General features: G+C 66.3%; 13 protein-coding genes. 8 read left to right on the forward strand and 5 right to left on the reverse strand.

What is annotated here, in order from left to right; genetic code table 11:
- Positions 1-25 precede the first annotated feature (25 nt).
- From ACPXYO_RS10050 to ACPXYO_RS10080, 7 genes are all read left to right on the forward strand, one after another.
- Positions 26-1,237, forward strand: coding sequence for a CaiB/BaiF CoA transferase family protein (locus tag ACPXYO_RS10050; protein WP_423919749.1), 1,212 nt, complete (start codon positions 26-28; stop codon positions 1,235-1,237).
- A 66-nt stretch (positions 1,238-1,303) separates the two neighbouring features.
- Positions 1,304-1,933 (forward strand): RNA polymerase sigma factor, encoded by a 630-nt coding sequence (locus ACPXYO_RS10055; RefSeq protein WP_423919752.1) that lies wholly within the window; start codon positions 1,304-1,306, stop codon positions 1,931-1,933.
- A complete protein-coding gene (locus tag ACPXYO_RS10060) occupies positions 1,930-3,303 on the forward strand; it encodes a hypothetical protein (protein WP_423919754.1) in 1,374 nt (457 codons plus the stop codon). Before ACPXYO_RS10055 ends, ACPXYO_RS10060 begins: the two co-directional genes overlap by 4 nt.
- A gap of 92 nt (positions 3,304-3,395) precedes the next feature.
- Positions 3,396-3,830, forward strand: a complete 435-nt coding sequence (locus ACPXYO_RS10065; RefSeq protein WP_423919757.1) for an LLM class flavin-dependent oxidoreductase — start codon at positions 3,396-3,398, stop codon at positions 3,828-3,830.
- A complete protein-coding gene (locus ACPXYO_RS10070; RefSeq protein WP_423919760.1) occupies positions 3,827-4,231 on the forward strand; it encodes a hypothetical protein in 405 nt (134 codons plus the stop codon). The genes ACPXYO_RS10065 and ACPXYO_RS10070 overlap by 4 nt, the downstream gene beginning before the upstream one ends.
- Positions 4,232-4,297: 66 nt before the next feature.
- Positions 4,298-4,795, forward strand: coding sequence for a phosphotransferase family protein (locus ACPXYO_RS10075; protein WP_423919763.1), 498 nt, complete (start codon positions 4,298-4,300; stop codon positions 4,793-4,795).
- Positions 4,796-4,849: 54 nt separating this feature from the next.
- Positions 4,850-6,259, forward strand: a complete 1,410-nt coding sequence (locus ACPXYO_RS10080; protein ID WP_423919766.1) for an amidase family protein — start codon at positions 4,850-4,852, stop codon at positions 6,257-6,259.
- 68 nt (positions 6,260-6,327) lie between these two features.
- Here the strand turns inward: ACPXYO_RS10080 and ACPXYO_RS10085 are convergent, their stop codons facing one another.
- The 3 genes from ACPXYO_RS10085 to ACPXYO_RS10095 form a co-directional block, all read right to left on the reverse strand.
- Positions 6,328-9,819, reverse strand: a complete 3,492-nt coding sequence (locus ACPXYO_RS10085; protein WP_423919768.1) for a UvrD-helicase domain-containing protein — start codon at positions 9,817-9,819, stop codon at positions 6,328-6,330.
- A complete protein-coding gene (locus tag ACPXYO_RS10090) occupies positions 9,816-13,199 on the reverse strand; it encodes a PD-(D/E)XK nuclease family protein (RefSeq protein ID WP_423919771.1) in 3,384 nt (1,127 codons plus the stop codon). The genes ACPXYO_RS10085 and ACPXYO_RS10090 overlap by 4 nt, the downstream gene beginning before the upstream one ends.
- An 84-nt stretch (positions 13,200-13,283) precedes the next feature.
- On the reverse strand, positions 13,284-14,255 hold the full coding sequence (locus tag ACPXYO_RS10095; RefSeq protein ID WP_423919774.1) for a TIGR03621 family F420-dependent LLM class oxidoreductase: 972 nt from the start codon (positions 14,253-14,255) through the stop codon (positions 13,284-13,286).
- Positions 14,256-14,338: 83 nt separating this feature from the next.
- Here ACPXYO_RS10095 and ACPXYO_RS10100 point away from each other — a divergent pair, with 83 nt between their 5' ends.
- Entirely contained in the window at positions 14,339-15,271 is a 933-nt protein-coding gene (locus ACPXYO_RS10100) for a thioesterase family protein (protein ID WP_423923802.1), read from the forward strand.
- A 29-nt stretch (positions 15,272-15,300) separates the two neighbouring features.
- Here the strand turns inward: ACPXYO_RS10100 and ACPXYO_RS10105 are convergent, their stop codons facing one another.
- Together ACPXYO_RS10105 and sucD are read right to left on the reverse strand one after the other, a co-directional pair.
- Positions 15,301-16,146 carry a response regulator gene (locus ACPXYO_RS10105; RefSeq protein WP_423919777.1) on the reverse strand — a complete coding sequence of 282 codons (846 nt, stop codon included), beginning with the start codon at positions 16,144-16,146 and terminating at the stop codon, positions 15,301-15,303.
- Positions 16,147-16,383: 237 nt separating this feature from the next.
- The gene (gene sucD / locus ACPXYO_RS10110) at positions 16,384-17,268 is read right to left on the reverse strand and encodes a succinate--CoA ligase subunit alpha (RefSeq protein ID WP_423919780.1); all 885 of its coding nucleotides are present in this window, start codon (positions 17,266-17,268) and stop codon (positions 16,384-16,386) included.
- Positions 17,269-17,329: the final 61 nt, after the last annotated feature.

The following is a 17,329-nucleotide window of genomic DNA, read 5'->3' on the forward strand; positions in this document are numbered from 1 at the left end:
AGGCAGGCGACGGGAGAGAACGCCGATGAAACCGCTGGCTGGCGTACGAGTGGTCGACATGAGCCGCGTGCTGGCGGGTCCGTTCGCCGGGCGGATCCTCAGCGACCTCGGCGCGGACGTCGTCAAGGTCGAGCCGCCCGAAGGCGACATCTCCCGACTGTGGGGAGTGACCCGCGCTGGGCTCGCGGGCTTCTACACGCAGCAGAACGTGGGCAAGCGCAACGTCTGCATCGACCTGCGCGCCGAGGGCGGGTCCGAGATGGTGAAGCGCCTTGCCTCGAAGGCGCATGTGCTCATCGAGAACTTCCGCCCCGGCGTCATGGCGCGTCATGGCCTGTCGTTCGCCGAGTTGTCCGAGGCGAACCCGGCACTGGTGATGCTCTCGATCAGCGGTTTCGGCCAGGAGGGTCCCGAATCGCATCGGGCGGCTTACGCGCCGGTGCTGCACGGTGAATCGGGCTGGTTGACTCGGGCGGCCGAGATACACCAGCAGCCGGTACAGGAGCCGTATCTGGCGGTGGCTGACACCTACGCATCGCTGCATGGGTCGGTCGGCGTCCTGGCGGCGCTGCGTATCGCGGAGCTGACTGGTCACGGCCAGCACATCGACATCGCCATGCTCGAGTCGTTTCTGGCCACCGACGAGGGCAGCCAGGCAGGACTCGACGGTGTGTCCTACCAGTCTCAAGGCGGGTTGGTGTGGGACGGCGTCGACGGACCGATCCTGACCGCAGGCGATTTCCGGTGGATCTGGAAGCAGCTGAGCGAGACCCATCAGATAGCCGATCCCTCGCCTGCTGATGCCGACATCGGGACCAAGCGGTCGTACCGCTCCGAAGCCATCAACGCTTTCCTGAGCTCGTTCGAGACTCGAGCGGAAATGCTGGCAGCCCTCGATGCGGCGAACCTGGCGTGGGGCGATATTCGCACGACCGCGGAGGCGCATGAGTCGCCCACGGCGATTCATCGTGGCTCGTCGGTGGAGATCGACGCTCGGGACGGGGGTACCCGGCGGGTGACCCAGACGCCCTACCGATTCACCGGCACCTCCGCGGAAACCTCGGTGACCTCCGGCATCACATCGGGAGCGCTGGCGTCTCACTTGGGCGAGCACAACGACGAAGTGCTGGCCGAATGGCTTGGCTCCGGTCGCGCAGAGATCGAGGCGCTGCGACAATCGGGTGTGCTCACCGAGGACATGTTCGCGGCGGAGGCGCGCTCCGACGAGCATTCATGAACGACACGGAACCGAAACGGTCTGGCGGGAGTCTGAAGGGGCAGGCAGTCTTCGTGGGGACGTGGAATGACTGGCGCGCTCGTTGCATTCGTAGATCTGCATTCGCCGATCGGTCACGGTCTGGTGGGCGCAGGCACGATCCGTACTGGATTGACAGTGAGCGCTGCTGAGGGTGCGGCCTCAACCGGATCCGCCCGGGCGGATGCCGTGGCGCTCCGGTTCGAGGACTTCTATGCGGCCCACCGCGACGAGATGGCGCGAGCGCTCGGGTTGGCGATGCGCGATGCCGCGCTGGGCGCCGAGGCTGCCGACGAGGCATTCGCCCGCGCCTGCCAGCGCTGGGGACAGGTCGGCGCCTATGCGAATCCGCAGGGCTGGGTGTACCGGGTCGGGCTGAATTGGGCTCGATCGTGGCTGCGACGGGCCCGGCGAGAGCGTGAACGCCAGCCCTTGCTCGCACAACCGCACTCCACCGAGGACAGGGCGCGCGATCTGGACCTTGAACGTGCGCTCGCGTCGCTCAACGAGGCACACCGCGCCGTGATCGTGGCGCGCTTCTACCTGGACTGGTCGGTCGCCGAGACCGCGGAGGCCTTGGGCATCGCGACCGGCACGGTGAAGAGCCGGCTCAGCCGGGGTCTCGAACAGCTGCGGGAAGTGCTGGAGTCGGGTTCCGACGAAGAAGAGGCGTCATGACGGCTGAGGATCGCCTCCGCAGCCAGCTGCGTGACGCTGGGGCGTCAATGCCGGTCGGCTCGGGCTCGCTCGCGGGCGTCCAAGCACGAGCGGCTCAGTTGCAGCGCCGGCGCAACGCGGTGCGTGGTGGGGTGGGTGCGTTCGCGCTCGTAGCCGTGGCGGCCGTCGGTCTCGTGTCGCTGCGAGACGGCGGCATCGAGGATTTTGCAGATTCCGTCGAAGCAGAGTCGCTGAGCGAACTCGAAGGCATGCCCGCAGCTACACAAGCGAGCAGCGCCGACAGCGTGGACCTCGACGAGATGGCGGAAGACGAAGTCTTCGAAACTGCCCCTTCGGAATCGATGAGCGCCGAGGAGTCTTTCGAGGAACAGATTGAGGTCGCGGCAGCCTCGGAAGACAGCGTCGCGGATCCCCCAGCAGTGTCCGACGGCGCCGAGACGTCCGAGGGCGTGTCCAGCAGTGCTTCCGAAGGCGCCGTGTTCGCCACAGCGGTGTCGGCGGTGTCGCCTCCGGCCCAAGCCGAAGGCGTCGCGATGCGCTATTCGTTCAGCGGCGCGCACGCGGTCGCTCAAGCTGCCGACGACTGGTACGCCTACGACGGCTCGCAGTGGCAGTCAGTGGGCTTGCCCGAGAACATCGAGGTAGTGGCGGTCGACCTGTCGGGGTCCGAGCGGATCGCGATCTTGGGTGTTGTGCGCCCTCTCGAATGCGCTATCGAGCACGTCGTCGGCGTGAATACTGCAGATGGCTGGAGCTTCGCACGCATTGATGACGACACCCCCCCGATGGTGAACTCCGAGCTGCTCGGGGCGCGCATACGTGTTACCGACTCTGCCGTCGAAGTGGAGCGGACCGAGCTGCTGACGCTGTTCGATGAGTGTGCCGATCCCGAGGAGTACGCCGACCCGTTCGGCGACGCTGCGAAGCTGGTGGCCGACTTGGAGCAGCTCGGCGAGATCCAGCGGCAAAGTTGGCTGGTCGCGGAGCTCGAACCGGACTTGGCTCAGCACTGGCCGCGGGTGGCAAGCGATGACGCGCCGGCGGCGGCGCTGCAGCGTTCTGAGTTGCGGTGGACGGCGGCGGAAGCACCCCTGTACACCGTCAAGGCGCGAGAACTCACTGCTGCGCGCTCCACTACGGACGATGTGATCGCAGTTGCACTGCACGAGACCACGATGCTGGAGGTCGCGACGAGCGTCGAGGTGTCTGACGGTATGGCGGTGCTGCGTCACGGCGACCAGACCTGGGATGTCTGCCCGATCCCGGACCCCGACGAGGCGCACGGGGAGATCGGCTGGGCTGGCGAGCATCTCGCGGTCGTGGTCGGCAAGCCCGAACAAACGCTGTTCGTCGTCAAGCGCGCTGGGTAGCGCTTCGGGCAACAGCGCCAGTCCACAGCGCTAGTTCACAGCGCCAAGCAGGAGCCTCAGGCGACGACATCAGCGGTCCTAGTGTGACCCGGGTGTCTGGCAGCACGACGAGAACACAAGAGTTTCCCGAGCTGGGCTTCTACATGCTGGCTGGTGAAGCTGATCAATCCGCAGATGCGTTGACCCAGGTCCAGGCGGCGGAAGAGCTCGGGCTTGGGCGAGCCTTCCTGGGAGAGCGGCCGAACCGCAAGGAGGCGGGTGCCATCTGCGGTGCCGCTGCCGCGGCCACCAACTCCATTGGCATCACCCTGGGAGTGACAAACATCAATACTCGCCACCCACTGCTGACTGCTGGCCTTGCGCTGACCGTGCAGAACCTCGCTGGCGGGCGATTTGTGATGGGTATCGGTCGTGGTGTCGCTGCGGCGCAGGACATGATGGGCCTGAAGCCCGTCACCACAGCCGAGATGGAGGAATTCGCCCTCTTGATGCGCCGGCTCTTCCGGGGCGAGATCCGAGCGACGTGAGCGTGTGGTCGTGCTTCGCGATCGTGAGCGACGAGGTGCCCTACGACTTGCAGCTGCGCAAGACGATCGGACGCCTGGCCACCTACTTCCAGTACTACGGCGACTTGCTCGTACGGATCAATCGATGGGACCCCGATGCACTGGCACGGTTCCGTGCGGATCCGCTCGTGGCCAGATTCCTCGCTCCGATCGACGGCACGGCCACCACCGCAGAGCTTGAGCACATCGGCACGCTTATTCCCGACGAATGGCTGGCCCCGATGGCGACCGGGACCCCGAGCGAGTGCGCCGCAGCCGTCAGACGCCAGATGGAACTCGGCTGCGACGCCGTACTCATGCACGGCGCAACGCCGGCCGAGCTGGCGCCGGTGGGCGATGCCTACCGGCAGAGCGCTGCGTGACCGCTGAGACCCCCTCCGGCAATGTGATGTGCAGGTCCTTCGCCGTACTACAAGGCCTGCACCTGCGTGAAGTCGACTAGAGACATCTTCATCCAGCTCGGAAACTCCCGCACTTTTCCGGTCAACTTGCCGTATACCGACGTCTTCTCGGCTGTCCATTTCGACTACCGGCTCGACAACCTGTTGGTTGGCACCCAGCAACAGGCCGGGAAGGTCACGGTCGTCGATTGGCAGACGGTGAGGATTGGCGACCCTCTGACCGACGTGTCCTATTTCCTCGGCGGGAACTTGACAACCGAGGTGCGCCGAACCGCGGAAGAGGATCTGGTCCGTTCGTATCACCAAGCGATCTGCGCTGCGGGCGTTGAGAGCCTCAGCTGGGAGGACTGCTGGGAGTCATACCGGCGCGCTGCATTCCACGGGTTCTGCATCAGCGTTTTCGGTTCGGTGGGCATGGAGCGAACCGAACGGAACCTTGAGTTGCTTGCCGTCGCTGCCCAACGGCACGCCAGCCATGCGCTCGAGCTGGGAGCTGCTGAGTTCCTCGATGGCGGGCCGGGCTAGTTTCGGCGCGGCGCAGGACTTACCCGCAGCACGGCAACACGTCAGGGGCGCGAAATGGCAACAGACGACCGGGCGGATGGCTCCGCGAGCCGTTCAATGGACGACCCAGGCCTGTGGAGCGCGAGCGAGCAAACAGTGGCCATCGCGGCTGGGGAGTTGTCGAGCCGTGAGCTCGTCAGCCATGTCATCGAGCGGATCGAGCGACTCGACGGCGACATCAATGCGGTGGTGACCCGCGACTTCGAGGCTGCGCTGGAGCGTGCCGCAGCCGCTGACGCCGCGCAGGCGAGCGGTGAGCGGCTCGGGCCGTTGCACGGCGTTCCGTTCACCGCGAAGGACGCGCTGATGACCGCAGGGATCCGCTCGACGGGTGGGGCGCGGGAGCTGGCTGACAATGTTCCCGATTCCGATGCTGCCGTTGTCGCTGCCGCCCGTGCCGCCGGTGCAATCGTGATCGGCAAGACCAACCTGCCGCGCTGGTCGGCCGACAACCAGTCCTTCAACGACTTATTCGGCACCACCAGCAATCCTTGGGATCTGTCGAAGGTTCCCGGCGGCTCCTCGGGCGGTGCTGCAGCCGCCACGGCGATGGGCTTCACCGGCTTCGAGATCGGCACTGACATCGGGGGCTCAATCCGCTTCCCGGCCTCGTACAACGGCATCTGGGGACACAAGCCGAGCTTCGGACTGATCCCGACCACCGGCTACTTGGATCACATCCGCGGCGGAACCACCGAGCCGGACATCAACGTCTTCGGCCCACTGACCCGCAGCTGCGACGACCTGGAACTGCTGTTCGACGTGCTGCTGCGTCGTGAGACGCCGTGGGTGCCGCAGCTGCCGCCCGCACCGGACGACGTGGGGTCGCTCCGGGTGGCTGCGTGGCTCGACGACCCGTACTGCCCCGTTGACGGGGACGTGCTGAGCGTGATGGGTGCAGCGGTTGATGCACTCGAAGCCAGTGGCGTGAGCGTCGACCACGAAGCGCGACCGGACATCGATCCGTTGCCGGCGTGGGAGAACGGCCTCTGGCTAGTGCGAGCGGCGATGACACTCGCTGGCCGGGGCGAGGGGCCGAAACATCGCGATTGGCTGGAACACCACATCACCCGTGAGGAATGCCGCCGGAAGTGGGCGGAGTTCTTCACCCGCTACGACGCGATCCTCATGCCGGTGAGCTTCCACCCACCCTTTGACCACATGCCCGACGGCACCTTCGCCGAGCGCCGCATTCCAGCCAACGGCGTCGAGCGGCCGTACATCGAGATGACCCGCTGGACGATCCTGACCGGCATGTCCTACCTGCCTGCGACCGTGCCGCCATTGGGCCTCACGCCCCACGGCCTGCCCATCGGCTTCCAGGTCGTTGGCCCCTACGGCGGCGATCGCACCACGATGGCTCTGGCCCGCCGCATCGGCGAGCTGACCGGCGGCTACCAGCCTCCTCCCCGCGCGCTGGGCTGAGCCGAGTCGCGCCGCCTGACCCGGCGAATCCGCTGCAGGGTTTGTGAACGGCCTATCGGCGCAACCCGTCAGGCGGCGGCATTCGATGCGACAGCTTCGACCTCTTCAATTGCGCTGATCAGATCGTGTCCGGCCAAGATTCCCGATCGTGCAGGCCTGTCGCTCGAGAGGAAGAGGAACACCACCTCGGAGACACGGCGCCCCGTCGATCGCTCAAGGCACCAGGCGTACGTGGCGCCCTGCAGGCGGTAGTCGTCAACCTTGCGCCGAAGTGAGGCCTCGTCGTCGACCCGGTCGGTCTTGTAGTCCACAACGACGAGACCTCCGTTCTCTCGCTCATAGAGCAGGTCGATGTAGCCCTCGATGACTGGGGCAGAACGGCTGCCCATGTGCGTGCCTCCGCGGTTGCTCGCTGAGTCAGAAGGTGCCGCCGTATAGATCTCACGCCAATGGCGTCCTCGTATGGCTTCCGCCACAGTCGGGCTATCGAGGGCAGAGCGCACATACCGCTCGATGGCACGTCGCTGATCGGAAAGACCCTCAGCTGCTGCGGCGGCCTGGGCCAGCGGCGCCAAGTGATCGCCGTTCCGCAGATCGACGTCTTGGAGCACGGCGTGAACAGCCCGGCCCAAAGACGTTCCGTAGCGCCCCCGGGAGCCGATCGCGTGTTCGACCCCAAGGTGGTCGTCGGGACCATCCTTGGCGAGTCCCGCCGCAAGATCGGTCGTGTCGGCATCGTCGAGAGGTTCCCCTTGCTGGGCACTGGCTCGGGCGATGGCGGTGGCGCTGAGCGAGGCCGCTGCCTCCGTGGACGCCAACGCCGCGTCGAGGCGGCCTCGCCATTCGGGGCGTTCGATCATCGGAACCGATTGCGCCGGACCACGGGCGGGAGACACGGCGTCGAAGTCACCGGACCAATCGCCTGCCCACACTGCGTGATCGATCGCGTCACCCGCACCAATCGCTTCGCAGATGACCTGCGCGCTGGTGAGTCGATGCTCTTCAGGCCTGGATGCCGCGAGCAGCTTGCGGTGGAGCGACACGACCAGATGGTCGCGGGCACGGGTCGCTCCCACGTACAGCAGGCGGACTCGCTCGTGGTGGTCGGCCACCTGCTCGTCGGTGACCCAATCGTCGTAGTCGGCGGTCTGCACGCCGCTGCGAAGCCGAATGGCCGGTGGTGACCCTGCTGCCCCAAAACCGACTTCAGTGGAGTCGCGATTTCCTCCAGCGGTGTTCTGCAGGCCCGCCACGATGACGATCGGGAACTCGAGGCCCTTCGAGGCGTGAATCGTCATAACCCGAACCGCGTCGTCATCGGACTCCGGCAGTACCGCTTCGGTCACCTTCGCGCCCTCGGATGCTTGACGGCGTGCCCAACGCAGAAAGCTCCGCAAGCCGCTGTGCTGGCTCTCGGACCACGCGCGCGCCTGGTCCACGACGAACCGGAGTTGTCGCCATGCCTCGCGCGTCCGCGGCCCGGCGACTGCCTGTTCGAACACCCGGCGATCGCGTAGCAACCGGTCGGCGATGACGGCGGGCGATACCAACGAGTGGGCCTCGTGCAACTCGCGCAAGTGGGCGAGGCCATTGGCAACCGGATGATCGGGGCCGTCTGGAACACCCTGGGGACAGGGTGAGAAGTAGTTCCACCCGGACGCGTGCTGCGCATACACGTACAGGTCGTCGTCGCCGCATCCGTACAGAGGGGTGCGCAGCGCGCTCACGATCGCCAGATCGTCGGTCGGGTCGGCTATCGCCTGCAAGCACATCATCAAGTCGCGGACAATTGCACTGCGCCAAACAAACGAGGATGCTTCGAGTCGATACGGGATGCCCGCATTCGACAGGCCCACTTCCAATTCGTCGAGGCTCGTGCGCGTCGGGATCAGCACTGCGACGTCCTCGAACCGAGCTTGGCGAGACTCGCCGGTGTGGGGGTCGGCAACGCTCCAGTGGCCCTCGACGACAGCCACGATCGCTCTGGCCACGTCAGCGGCTTCGGCGACGCGCACTTCGGCGGCCGAAGTGTCCCTGCTGTGCTCGTTGCGACCCAGCAAGGTGACCGGTGCACCCTCCTCGGCAGCAGGGCGCCACGGACGCAGGGGCGCGTAGTCGGGCTGGCTGGACGGGTGCGGCACGATCATGACGCTGAACACGCGGTTGATCCACTCGATGATGGGCGCTGTGGTACGGAAATTGACGCTGAGCGATGTCTGCGTGCCGGTGAGAGTTCCGAATCGTTCACGAGCAGCCAGGTACAGGCCGATGTCGGCTCGCCGGAAGCGGTAGATCGATTGTTTGGGATCGCCGACGAAGAAGAGCCGACCTGGCTCAGTTTCGACCCGCTGCCAGTCACGTGGTGATTCGTCGACGTCAACCGAACACATCAGCGTTGCAAGCTCGACTTGGATCGGATCGGTGTCCTGGAACTCGTCCAGCAGCAGGCGCCGGTATCGCTGGCTGAGCGCAGTGCGCACCTCCGAGCTTTGCGGCGAGTCGCGCAGCAGCCACCGGGCCCACACCAGCAAGTCGTGAAACTCGAGCGTGCCACTCGACCGCCGATCCTCCGCGGCGTCGAGTGTGAATGTGCGGATCTCTGTGGCGAGCTGCCCGATGGCGGCGTCCAGCACCTCGCATGCCGCTTCACTGCGCGCCTCGTCGAGCTCTGCGAAGCCATCCCGGATCGACACCACATCAGGCCAGTTGGCCTTGCTGCCGACCCTCCCGACCTTCGGGATGCCTTCGGCTCCACTGGCGAGCAGCACGGCCAGACGCTCTCGGTCGTTGCGCGCCGCATCGAGACGTGCGGTCCATGCTTCGAGCTGGCCGAATCGTGCCAGCAGCTTGTCGGTCGACTCGGTGCATTCGTTGCTGCGCAGGAGCAATCGTCGTGCGGCATCGACCAGTGATTCGACGGGGATCGATGGTGTCGCGGCAGTGCCTGGCGTCCAGTTCAGGCGATCCCAGTTGTCGTTGAAGTGCAGGGCCATCTGCCGCAGCGAGTCAATCCCCACGCCAGCGGCATCGACCATCTCGATGGCCCAGCGGCATCTGGAGTCTGACGACAGGAGTGAGTCGACGAATGCGCTCCAACGCTCGTCAAATTGGACCTCGCTCGCGATCGGGTCGAGGGTCTCGAACATGGGCGGCAGCCCGGCCTCGACGGGATGCTCGCCCAGCAGGCGCCGAGCGAAGCTGTGCAGCGTCGAGATGGCAGCCCCGTCAAGTTCATCGAGCGCAGATTGGAGCCGTTCGACGCTGATGGCGTCATCGTCCGAGGGATTGTCGACGGCACGGGTGAGTTCGACTTGCAGTTCGGCTCGGATGCGATTGCGCAACTCTGCAGCTGCTTTATCGGTGAAGGTGATCGCTGCGATGTTCGAGAGCGGGATCGCTTCGGGACCTGTCACAAGCGACAAGACCCGCCGGATCAGCGAGTTCGTCTTCCCCGTTCCGGCCCCAGCCTCAACGAACAAGGTGTTGCCCAATTCGTCCCGGACGCGATCTCGCTCGGCCTGGTCGGCCGGCAATACCCCAGGCTTGGCGGAGGCATTCATGATGAACCGACGCCCTCGGCATGAGTGAGATCTGCAGCCGCCTCGTCCGGCTCGGCCAGCTGAAAGAACGGGGCGAGGGCCGGGTCGCTTCGCTTGGCAATCCACTGCCGGCGAAGCTGTGTCGAGCCGAGCCCGTCTGGATCGCACGCAGGACAATGCATGCCGCTGTGACGGCCATCCGCAGCCGTGACATATCCCGGAAAGACGCCCGCGTCGATTTCCTCCAGAATCGTCCTGACAACTTCGGCAAAGCGCTGCATCGCCCAGTCCGTTACATCGAAGCCCATCCACTGCCAGTCGCCTCGTACCGACGTGATGAACCAGTAAGCGACGTGGGCGACGGAATCGCGGGGATCCGTGCTGCCGCCGAAGTGGTGAGCCGCGGCGAGTGCGTAGACGCCAAGCTGCAGTTTGGTGCCGCGCACGGTCGGATCGTGCGGACTGGCACCGGAACGACTCGGCGGCGCGACTCCCCGGTAGCTGCGGTGGCTGCCGGTCTTGTAGTCGATGACGACGAGCCGCTCGTCGGATTGCCGTTCGATCCGATCAATGGCGCCTCGCAAGTACACCTCGCGGCCGTCGCCAAGATCCCAGCGCACCGGAGGGGCAGAGTCATCGCCGAATCCGAAGCGATGCTCTGACGCGATGATCTGCCCAGAGGGACCTGATCGCTCGAGGTCTCGCTGCACGAATTCGCCGAGATCCGCCAGCATCGTGGCGCGATCGAGTTCCCACAACAACTCGAGCCCGGTCAATCCTCGCCGCTCGAGATCGGACGCAAGCTCTGCACCGATGCCCACGAGCTCGCTTTGACCGGGTTGCATCGCCGATCGTCGGATGCCGTCGCTGCGTGATGTCCCGGCGAGCAGATCGGAGAGGAATCGGTCGATCGCATCGTGCATCATCCGTCCGCGCTCGAACGGGCTCAGCCGCACAATGGACTCGGGCTCCTCGATCTCGCTCACTCTCAGCAAGCGGTCGAACATGTACTGCCGAGGACACCGCGCCCACTGTTCGATCCGCGTCGCAGAAAGGACACTTGCGGGCCCACCGGTTGGGACTGTGACGCCGCTCAGGTTGCCGTCGAAACGGGTGAAGAGGGAACTGCGACGTGCCGCTGCAAGCTCGACCCCTCGCCGGAACGCGACATCGACGCCGAACAGCGGGTGTCGATCGAACGTGGTGCCGTCGCCCCGGGCTGCGAGCAGGCTCGCAGAGTCGTATTCCTGGGCTGTCGCGGGGAACGGCGCGTTGCGCACGCTCCCGATCAATGACGCAACCTCGATGATGTCAGCGGCCTTGCGGTCTCGCGCTGCCGCAGCGAGATCATCCCCATCGAGGTAGTCGCGGACCTTCCGTTGAGCTCCCGATGTGAGCTTGCGCGCGGTCGGCAAGAGCCATCGTGACGGCACATTCTCGGCATTTCGTCGAAGATCGCCCCTCGGGAACAGCAGCGTGACGCGGCCGGAGGCATTCGAGAGTGCGGCGAGGAAGTCGCGATGCTGTTCAGCGGTGTAGCTCCCACTGTGCACCAGGGCGTTACCGAGCAGCTTGCGCTCTTCGTCAGCAACGAGTCCGTCGGTTCGCTGCCGCGTCGGAAACGTGCCTTCTGCCATCCCCAGCACGTACACGCGCTCGGTGACGAGATCGACCGCTCCGGCAATCTTGCCCACGAACACGCCGCGGCCCGTTGTTCCGCTCCGGCCATGGGGCTGGTCGAGTGCTCCCGCCAGGATGCGGGACATGACGGCCACGCTCGCCGCGTCCTCGACGTCGGCGAGATCTCTGAGCTCGCCGATCACTCTGTCGATGCGTCCCGAAGCAGTCACTTCCCACTCGGGCCACTCGGCGGGGTGGGACTCCGCGGTGACGGTGCCGAGGTAGCGACCGATCAGGCCACCAAGCCAATTGCACAACTGCGGCCACTGCTTGAGAGCACGCCCCTTATTGAGGTTGGCTGCGAGTTCTCGCATGAATGTTGCAAGGTCTTCGCAACGCCGCGCATCTTGTTCGAGCCGGTTGATTCTGGTTTCGGACGGATCGTCACTGGCACGCTCGCGTTCGGCCTCGGCGTTCAGCTCTTCGCGATGCCGAGCCAGTCGGTGCTCCCAGTCGTCACCTTCGACGACGTGTGCCGCGCGCGCCAGGCGTTCCCATGAACCCACGGGCACTAGAGCCGAGCTCCTGGAACTGTTCCGAGATCGACCCAAACGTTGGATCGGCACATCGGCCAGCAGCTCGAAGACGTCCGACCGATGCAGGCGCCGCCCGAAGGCTGTGGTGGCCGCCATGCCTGCCAGGCCCAGGACGAGACGACCGACCGCAGACTCGGCCAGCGTGCGACCCGAGTTGCCGTGCGTCGTGACTCCGACGGCCTCGAACTGTTCGGCCAGAATGCGTGCGTACGGCTCCGTTGGGCCGTGGAGCACGGCGATGTGACTCGGCGCGACGCCCTCGTCGAGGTCCGAGATCACCGAACGCACGACCGTCCGAACTTCGGTGTCTGCGTCGCTGACGCTGACGATGCGGTGTGCGGTCGTGGGACTGATTTCGTGGTGGGGGAGGGCCACGCTCAGCCGTCCACACACGGCTTCGGCAATCTCATCGGCTCCTGGCTCGCCCGTGAGGCCGAGCACGATGTGGACATCGCGCACCGGCGCAATCGCCCTCAGCAGTGCCGCTTCGTGCCGCAACAGCCTTCGGGGGAGGTGAATGATGAGCGTTCCGAGACCATCGATGAGTTCTGCATCGTCAGTCGAAGCCGCTTCCGATGCGGCCGGATGTCGCCGAGCCAGACGGGCTGCCTCGCGCAGCAGGTCGAATTCGTCGTACCAGTCGTCGGCGAGAATCTGGGAGGCGCGTTGGTGCAGGCGGACGACTTCACGAGCCCGCGAAGACATTTGCTGCAGGTGTTCGAGCTGGTCGGCTCGCAGATCGCGCAGTTCTCGGTGCACACGCGCGAGCGCTGTTTGAGTAGCGGGGTGATCGGCGACGGCTGCGAACATGCCGGCGTCTTCGGCAAGCGCACGCCGGATGGCTCCATCGACGATGTGGTTGGTGGCAGGGCGGCGACCGCGTACGTGCATCCTCGGCGCCGCCAACCGCTGCGCCAGTCCGAACATCGTGACTGCGGTGACCGCAGCCAGACCGTCTCCGAAGCTCGACACGGGACCACACGTCCCGGAGGCCAGCGCGCGCCGAAGCGCGACACCCGCATAGTTGGTCGGCACGACAACCGTCACTTCCGCGAAGGGATCGTGCGCCTTGGAGCTCGCGATGAGTTCGGCGAGTAGCGCGAGCGCGGGACCTCCGAACTCGACCGGGTGCACCTTGATGCCTGCCAACACGGACGGGTCAGCTCCTGAGTCGGAGGTGGTCACGACGGACAACCTAGGACTGCGGTGTCACAGCCATGATGTTGGGGTCAGCGGTCGGGCCCGGGTGTGACTCACGGTGTCACGGGCTCAGGTGCCCGCCAGCCGAGCTACCACGGGTGCCATGGCATCGACCTCGGGATCGTGGATGGCGATGTAGCTGGCGCCGTAGGCCTCACGGTGATGGTGCAGCTGCTCGCAGATGTCATCCACCGTGCCCGCCAGCACCAGGGGTACTTCACGCGCCTCGGCCAGCGTCAGACCAAAGCCGGGCGCGAACTGCTCGAGAATGCTGTCGGCGTCTTCGGTCACGAGAGCCATGAACGTGTTGAGCTGGATCTCGATGTCTCCGAATCGCTCGCCCGCGGCGTCGGCAATCCATTGACGCCGCTCAGCGAACTTCCCGGCCACCGAACTGCGTGCCGCATCGGCTCCCACGGTGCCTTCCCGCAGGTTCGGGTTCAAGCTGATGATGTCGGCCAGCCGGGCTGCCTCTGTCAGCACTCGCTTGCCACCGCCGCCGATGATGATCGGCGGCCCGCCCGGCGTGTGCGGCAGCGGCCGACCGACCATCCCCGAGATCTGGTAGTGCTCGCCGTCGTACTCGAACGGTTCACCGAGCCACAGTCCCTTGATGACCTCGAGAGCCTCGATCATCCGGTCGATACGTACGCCGGGCCGGTCCAGCCCGATGCCCGACTGCTCGTAGTCCTCAGTCAGCCAGCCGGCACCGATCCCGAACTCAGTTCGGCCCTCGGCAAGCAGGTCAAGCGTGGCGAAGTCCTTCGCCAGTACTGCGGGGTGGCGGTAGTCCGCAGCGAACACCAGGGTCCCGACCCGCAGCGTCGTGGTGATCTCCGCCGCGATCGCAGGATGCACGATCGGCGACCAGCTGTCCCAGAAGTGATCGTGGCAGTAGAGCGTCGAGTAGCCCAGGTCCTCGACCTTGCGCGCCATCTCTCGAAACGCCGCCGGACTCTCCGGTTTGCCGTACTGGACTGCGAATCTGAACGGATGCGCAGCGGCACGCAGGGAGGTCGTCGCCGTAGCGGTGTCTGTCACGGTGCCCCCTCCCCAACCAGGTGAGCCAGCATCGCAGACCAGCGACTTGTCATCCTGCCACCTAGCTTGTCGCCGTGGCGAGCATGCCCTCAGAACGCCCTGGGGCGACCGCGGATTCCCGGGCCCCAGCACCGCAGGGGGTCATGCCGCCTGGGCTGTACGTGCAGGAGCCGGGCGGGGTGCGCGCGACGGAGTTGACGCGCGGTCCTTGGGCACATCAGGTGATGCACGGCGGTGCCATCTGCGGGCTGCTGAGCTGGGCAGTCGAGCGCGAGCAACGGAACCTGGGCATTGCTCAGGTGTGCAGCCGGTTGACCGTCGAGATCCTCTCGGGCATGCCGATGGCTTCCTACGAGGTCACGGCAACCACCGTCAAAGCCGGCAAACGGACCGCGCTGATCGATGCCGAAGTGCGGGCCGCGCCGCCTGAGACAGGTGCGCCTGGAGATGGTCGCCTTGTGGCGCGCGCCACCTCGCAGTGGCTGGCGCCCACAATTCCAAGCGGTGAGCTCGTGAACGACGGGCAGGCGCTGCCGCCGATCCCGGCGGAGCGTGCCGACCCTGGCGCCAATCCCGACATCGACTACCCACGGCCCGGATTCAATGCCGACGCTGTCGACCTCAGATTCGTCGGCGGATCAACCGAGGAGCCGGGCCCCGGCCGAACGTGGGCACGGCTGGATCATCCGCTCGTGGCCGGCGAGGAGACATCGCCGCTGGCCCGGATTGCGACGCTGGCCGACCTCGGGGCAGCTGTCGGCTGGGACTATTCGCCGACGGGCGGTGCCTACATCAACACCGACGTGACGCTGCAGCTGCTGCGGCCGCCAGCAGGGGAGTGGATCTTCTTCGACGCAGAGACTCTCGGCACGCCACAGGGTCTGGCCGGTACCCACTCCGTGATCTTCGACCAGCACGGGCTGCTCGGCTGGGTGCTGCAGAGTCAGGTCACCGCACCCGCCGAGATCGACTTCCCCGGCGGCATGGCCGCCGCCCGCAAGGCCGCAGCCGGCTGACTAGCCGGCCCGTGCTTGCTTGTCGCCGATTACCCGGCGACCTCGGCGAGGAGGTCGTCGATGACGTGGGCCATCTGGCTGTAGTCAGGCCGCTTCATCACGAAGGCGTCGGCGCCGAGGTCGTAAGCCCGGGCACGGTCGTCGGCGGCTTCCTCGGTCGTGAGCGCAACCATCATCACCTTGTCGAACTCGTCAGCGGCACGTATCTCCGCGAGCAGGTCGAATCCGCTCACGATCGGCAGTTTCAGGTCGAACAGCACCAGATCGACCTCCGACGGTCCCACGGCGCGCACGAACGACAGCGCGTTGGCGCCGTCGTGGGCGACACGCAGCTGGTTGCGAGTTCCCGCCTCGGCGAGCGCCAGGGTGATGACGTCGACGTCGTGCTGGTTCTCTTCTGCCAGCAGCACGTGGACGGTGTCGTCGGGAGTGTGCAGCACGGGCGGCTCGAAGATCCCTGCACGGTCGACGGTCTGGGTTGCGGCCGAGATGTGCTCCACCGGCACACCGAAGCGTCGCTGGAGGCGATGCGGCAGGTCCAGGTGCAGCCACCGGCTGGCACCGGCGGGCAGCGTGCTCAGGATGATGAGGTCGGGGTTCAGCCGGTCGATCGCCAAGTTGACCGCTACGACAGGGTGTGCGGGACCCACTTCGCCGGTGACGCGGGCGCCGATGTCGTCGAGGGATTCGAAGGCCTGGCTGAGCCGACGGCGAGCGCCCGCGAGCGCCCGCGCGGGGTCGGGGCCATTGGCGCCCGTCGCGGGCACGACGATGTGGAACCGGGTTTGGGGGTCGACGGCCAAGATGTGCTCGACCCGCTCATGCAGGTGGCTGCCGACGAGGGTCTGGTTGGCCACGATCAAGACATGTCGCATGCCCGTGCCTCCTTGCGGAGAGAACTGTGCGGGCGAACTTAGCCTGAGGTGTGGTCGACGGTTTCCTGGGGCGGCATTCTCTGGGCGAGCTGAGGTGTTGTGAACCGCTCTGGGTTTGTTGGAGGCTCTGGGGTGCCTTGGGTTTGTTCGAGGCGGGCGATGCCGGGGCAGAGCAGGAGCACCGATCCCGCCCCGGCGGCGCGCCGGCAAGGGCATCCGCCGGTTCCACGGACCCCTTCAGCGGCGCAGGACCTTGGGGACGGTCGTGCCGAAGTCCGACGGCAGCTTCACCACCGTCACGCCGCACTCCCGCATGAGCTGCACCTTCTCGGCGGCCGACTCCCCGACGGTGGACACGATGGCGCCGGCGTGGCCCATCGTTCGGCCCTTGGGCGCGGTGAGTCCGGCGATGTAGCCCACCACGGGCTTGTACATGTGGTCGCGGGCGTAGTGGGCGGCCTGGGCCTCCTGAAGCCCGCCGATCTCGCCGATCATCACGATCGCCTCCGTCTCGCCGTCGGCCTCGAACCGTTTGAGGTGGTCGAGGAACGAGCTCCCGTTGATGGGATCGCCGCCGATCCCGACGCTGGTGCTGACCCCGATCCCCACCGTCTTGAGCTGCGACGCCGCCTCGTATCCCAGCGTCCCCGACCGGCTGATGACACCCACCGGGCCGCGCTCGTAGATGTGCGGGGGCATGATGCCCATCATGGCCCGACCCGGGCTGATCACCCCCGCGCAGTTGGGGCCGATCAGGCACATTCGCTTGGCGTGCTGGTAGCGGCGCAGGTAGCGCTTCACCCGCATCATGTCCTGCACCGGGATGCCGTCGGTGACGCACACGCAGTGCTCGATGCCGGCGTCGGCCGCCTCCATGATGGCGTCCGCCGCGAACGGCGGCGGCACGAACACGATGCTGGCGGTGGCGCCGGTGGCGGCCACGGCCTGCTTCATGGTGTCGAACACGTCGACGCCGCAGTGGGTCATCCCGCCCCGGCCCGGCGTGACGCCTCCGACGACGTTGGTGCCGTATTCGCGCATTTCGGAGGTGTGGAAGGTGGCGATGCGCCCGGTGATGCCCTGCACGACCACGGGTGTGGACTCGTCGAGGATGATACTCATCGCCCGACCCTCCCCAGGGTGCCCGCACGCCATCTGCGGCTGTCTTGCGTTACGTCGAGCA

It is taken from the genome of Candidatus Poriferisodalis sp., assembly GCF_965237655.1.
GTDB lineage: Bacteria > Actinomycetota > Acidimicrobiia > Acidimicrobiales > Poriferisodalaceae > Poriferisodalis.

Excerpts from the sequence above, each read along its gene's own strand:
- ACPXYO_RS10050 (WP_423919749.1), top strand. The coding sequence starts at position 26 with ATGAAACCGCTGGCTGGCGTACGAGTGGTCGACATGAGCCGCGTGCTG.
- ACPXYO_RS10055 (WP_423919752.1), top strand. The coding sequence starts at position 1,304 with ATGACTGGCGCGCTCGTTGCATTCGTAGATCTGCATTCGCCGATCGGT.
- ACPXYO_RS10060 (WP_423919754.1), top strand. The coding sequence starts at position 1,930 with ATGACGGCTGAGGATCGCCTCCGCAGCCAGCTGCGTGACGCTGGGGCG.
- ACPXYO_RS10080 (WP_423919766.1), top strand. The coding sequence starts at position 4,850 with ATGGCAACAGACGACCGGGCGGATGGCTCCGCGAGCCGTTCAATGGAC.
- ACPXYO_RS10085 (WP_423919768.1), bottom strand. The coding sequence starts at position 9,819 with ATGAATGCCTCCGCCAAGCCTGGGGTATTGCCGGCCGACCAGGCCGAG.
- ACPXYO_RS10100 (WP_423923802.1), top strand. The coding sequence starts at position 14,339 with ATGCCCTCAGAACGCCCTGGGGCGACCGCGGATTCCCGGGCCCCAGCA.
- ACPXYO_RS10105 (WP_423919777.1), bottom strand. The coding sequence starts at position 16,146 with ATGCGACATGTCTTGATCGTGGCCAACCAGACCCTCGTCGGCAGCCAC.
- sucD (WP_423919780.1), bottom strand. The coding sequence starts at position 17,268 with ATGAGTATCATCCTCGACGAGTCCACACCCGTGGTCGTGCAGGGCATC.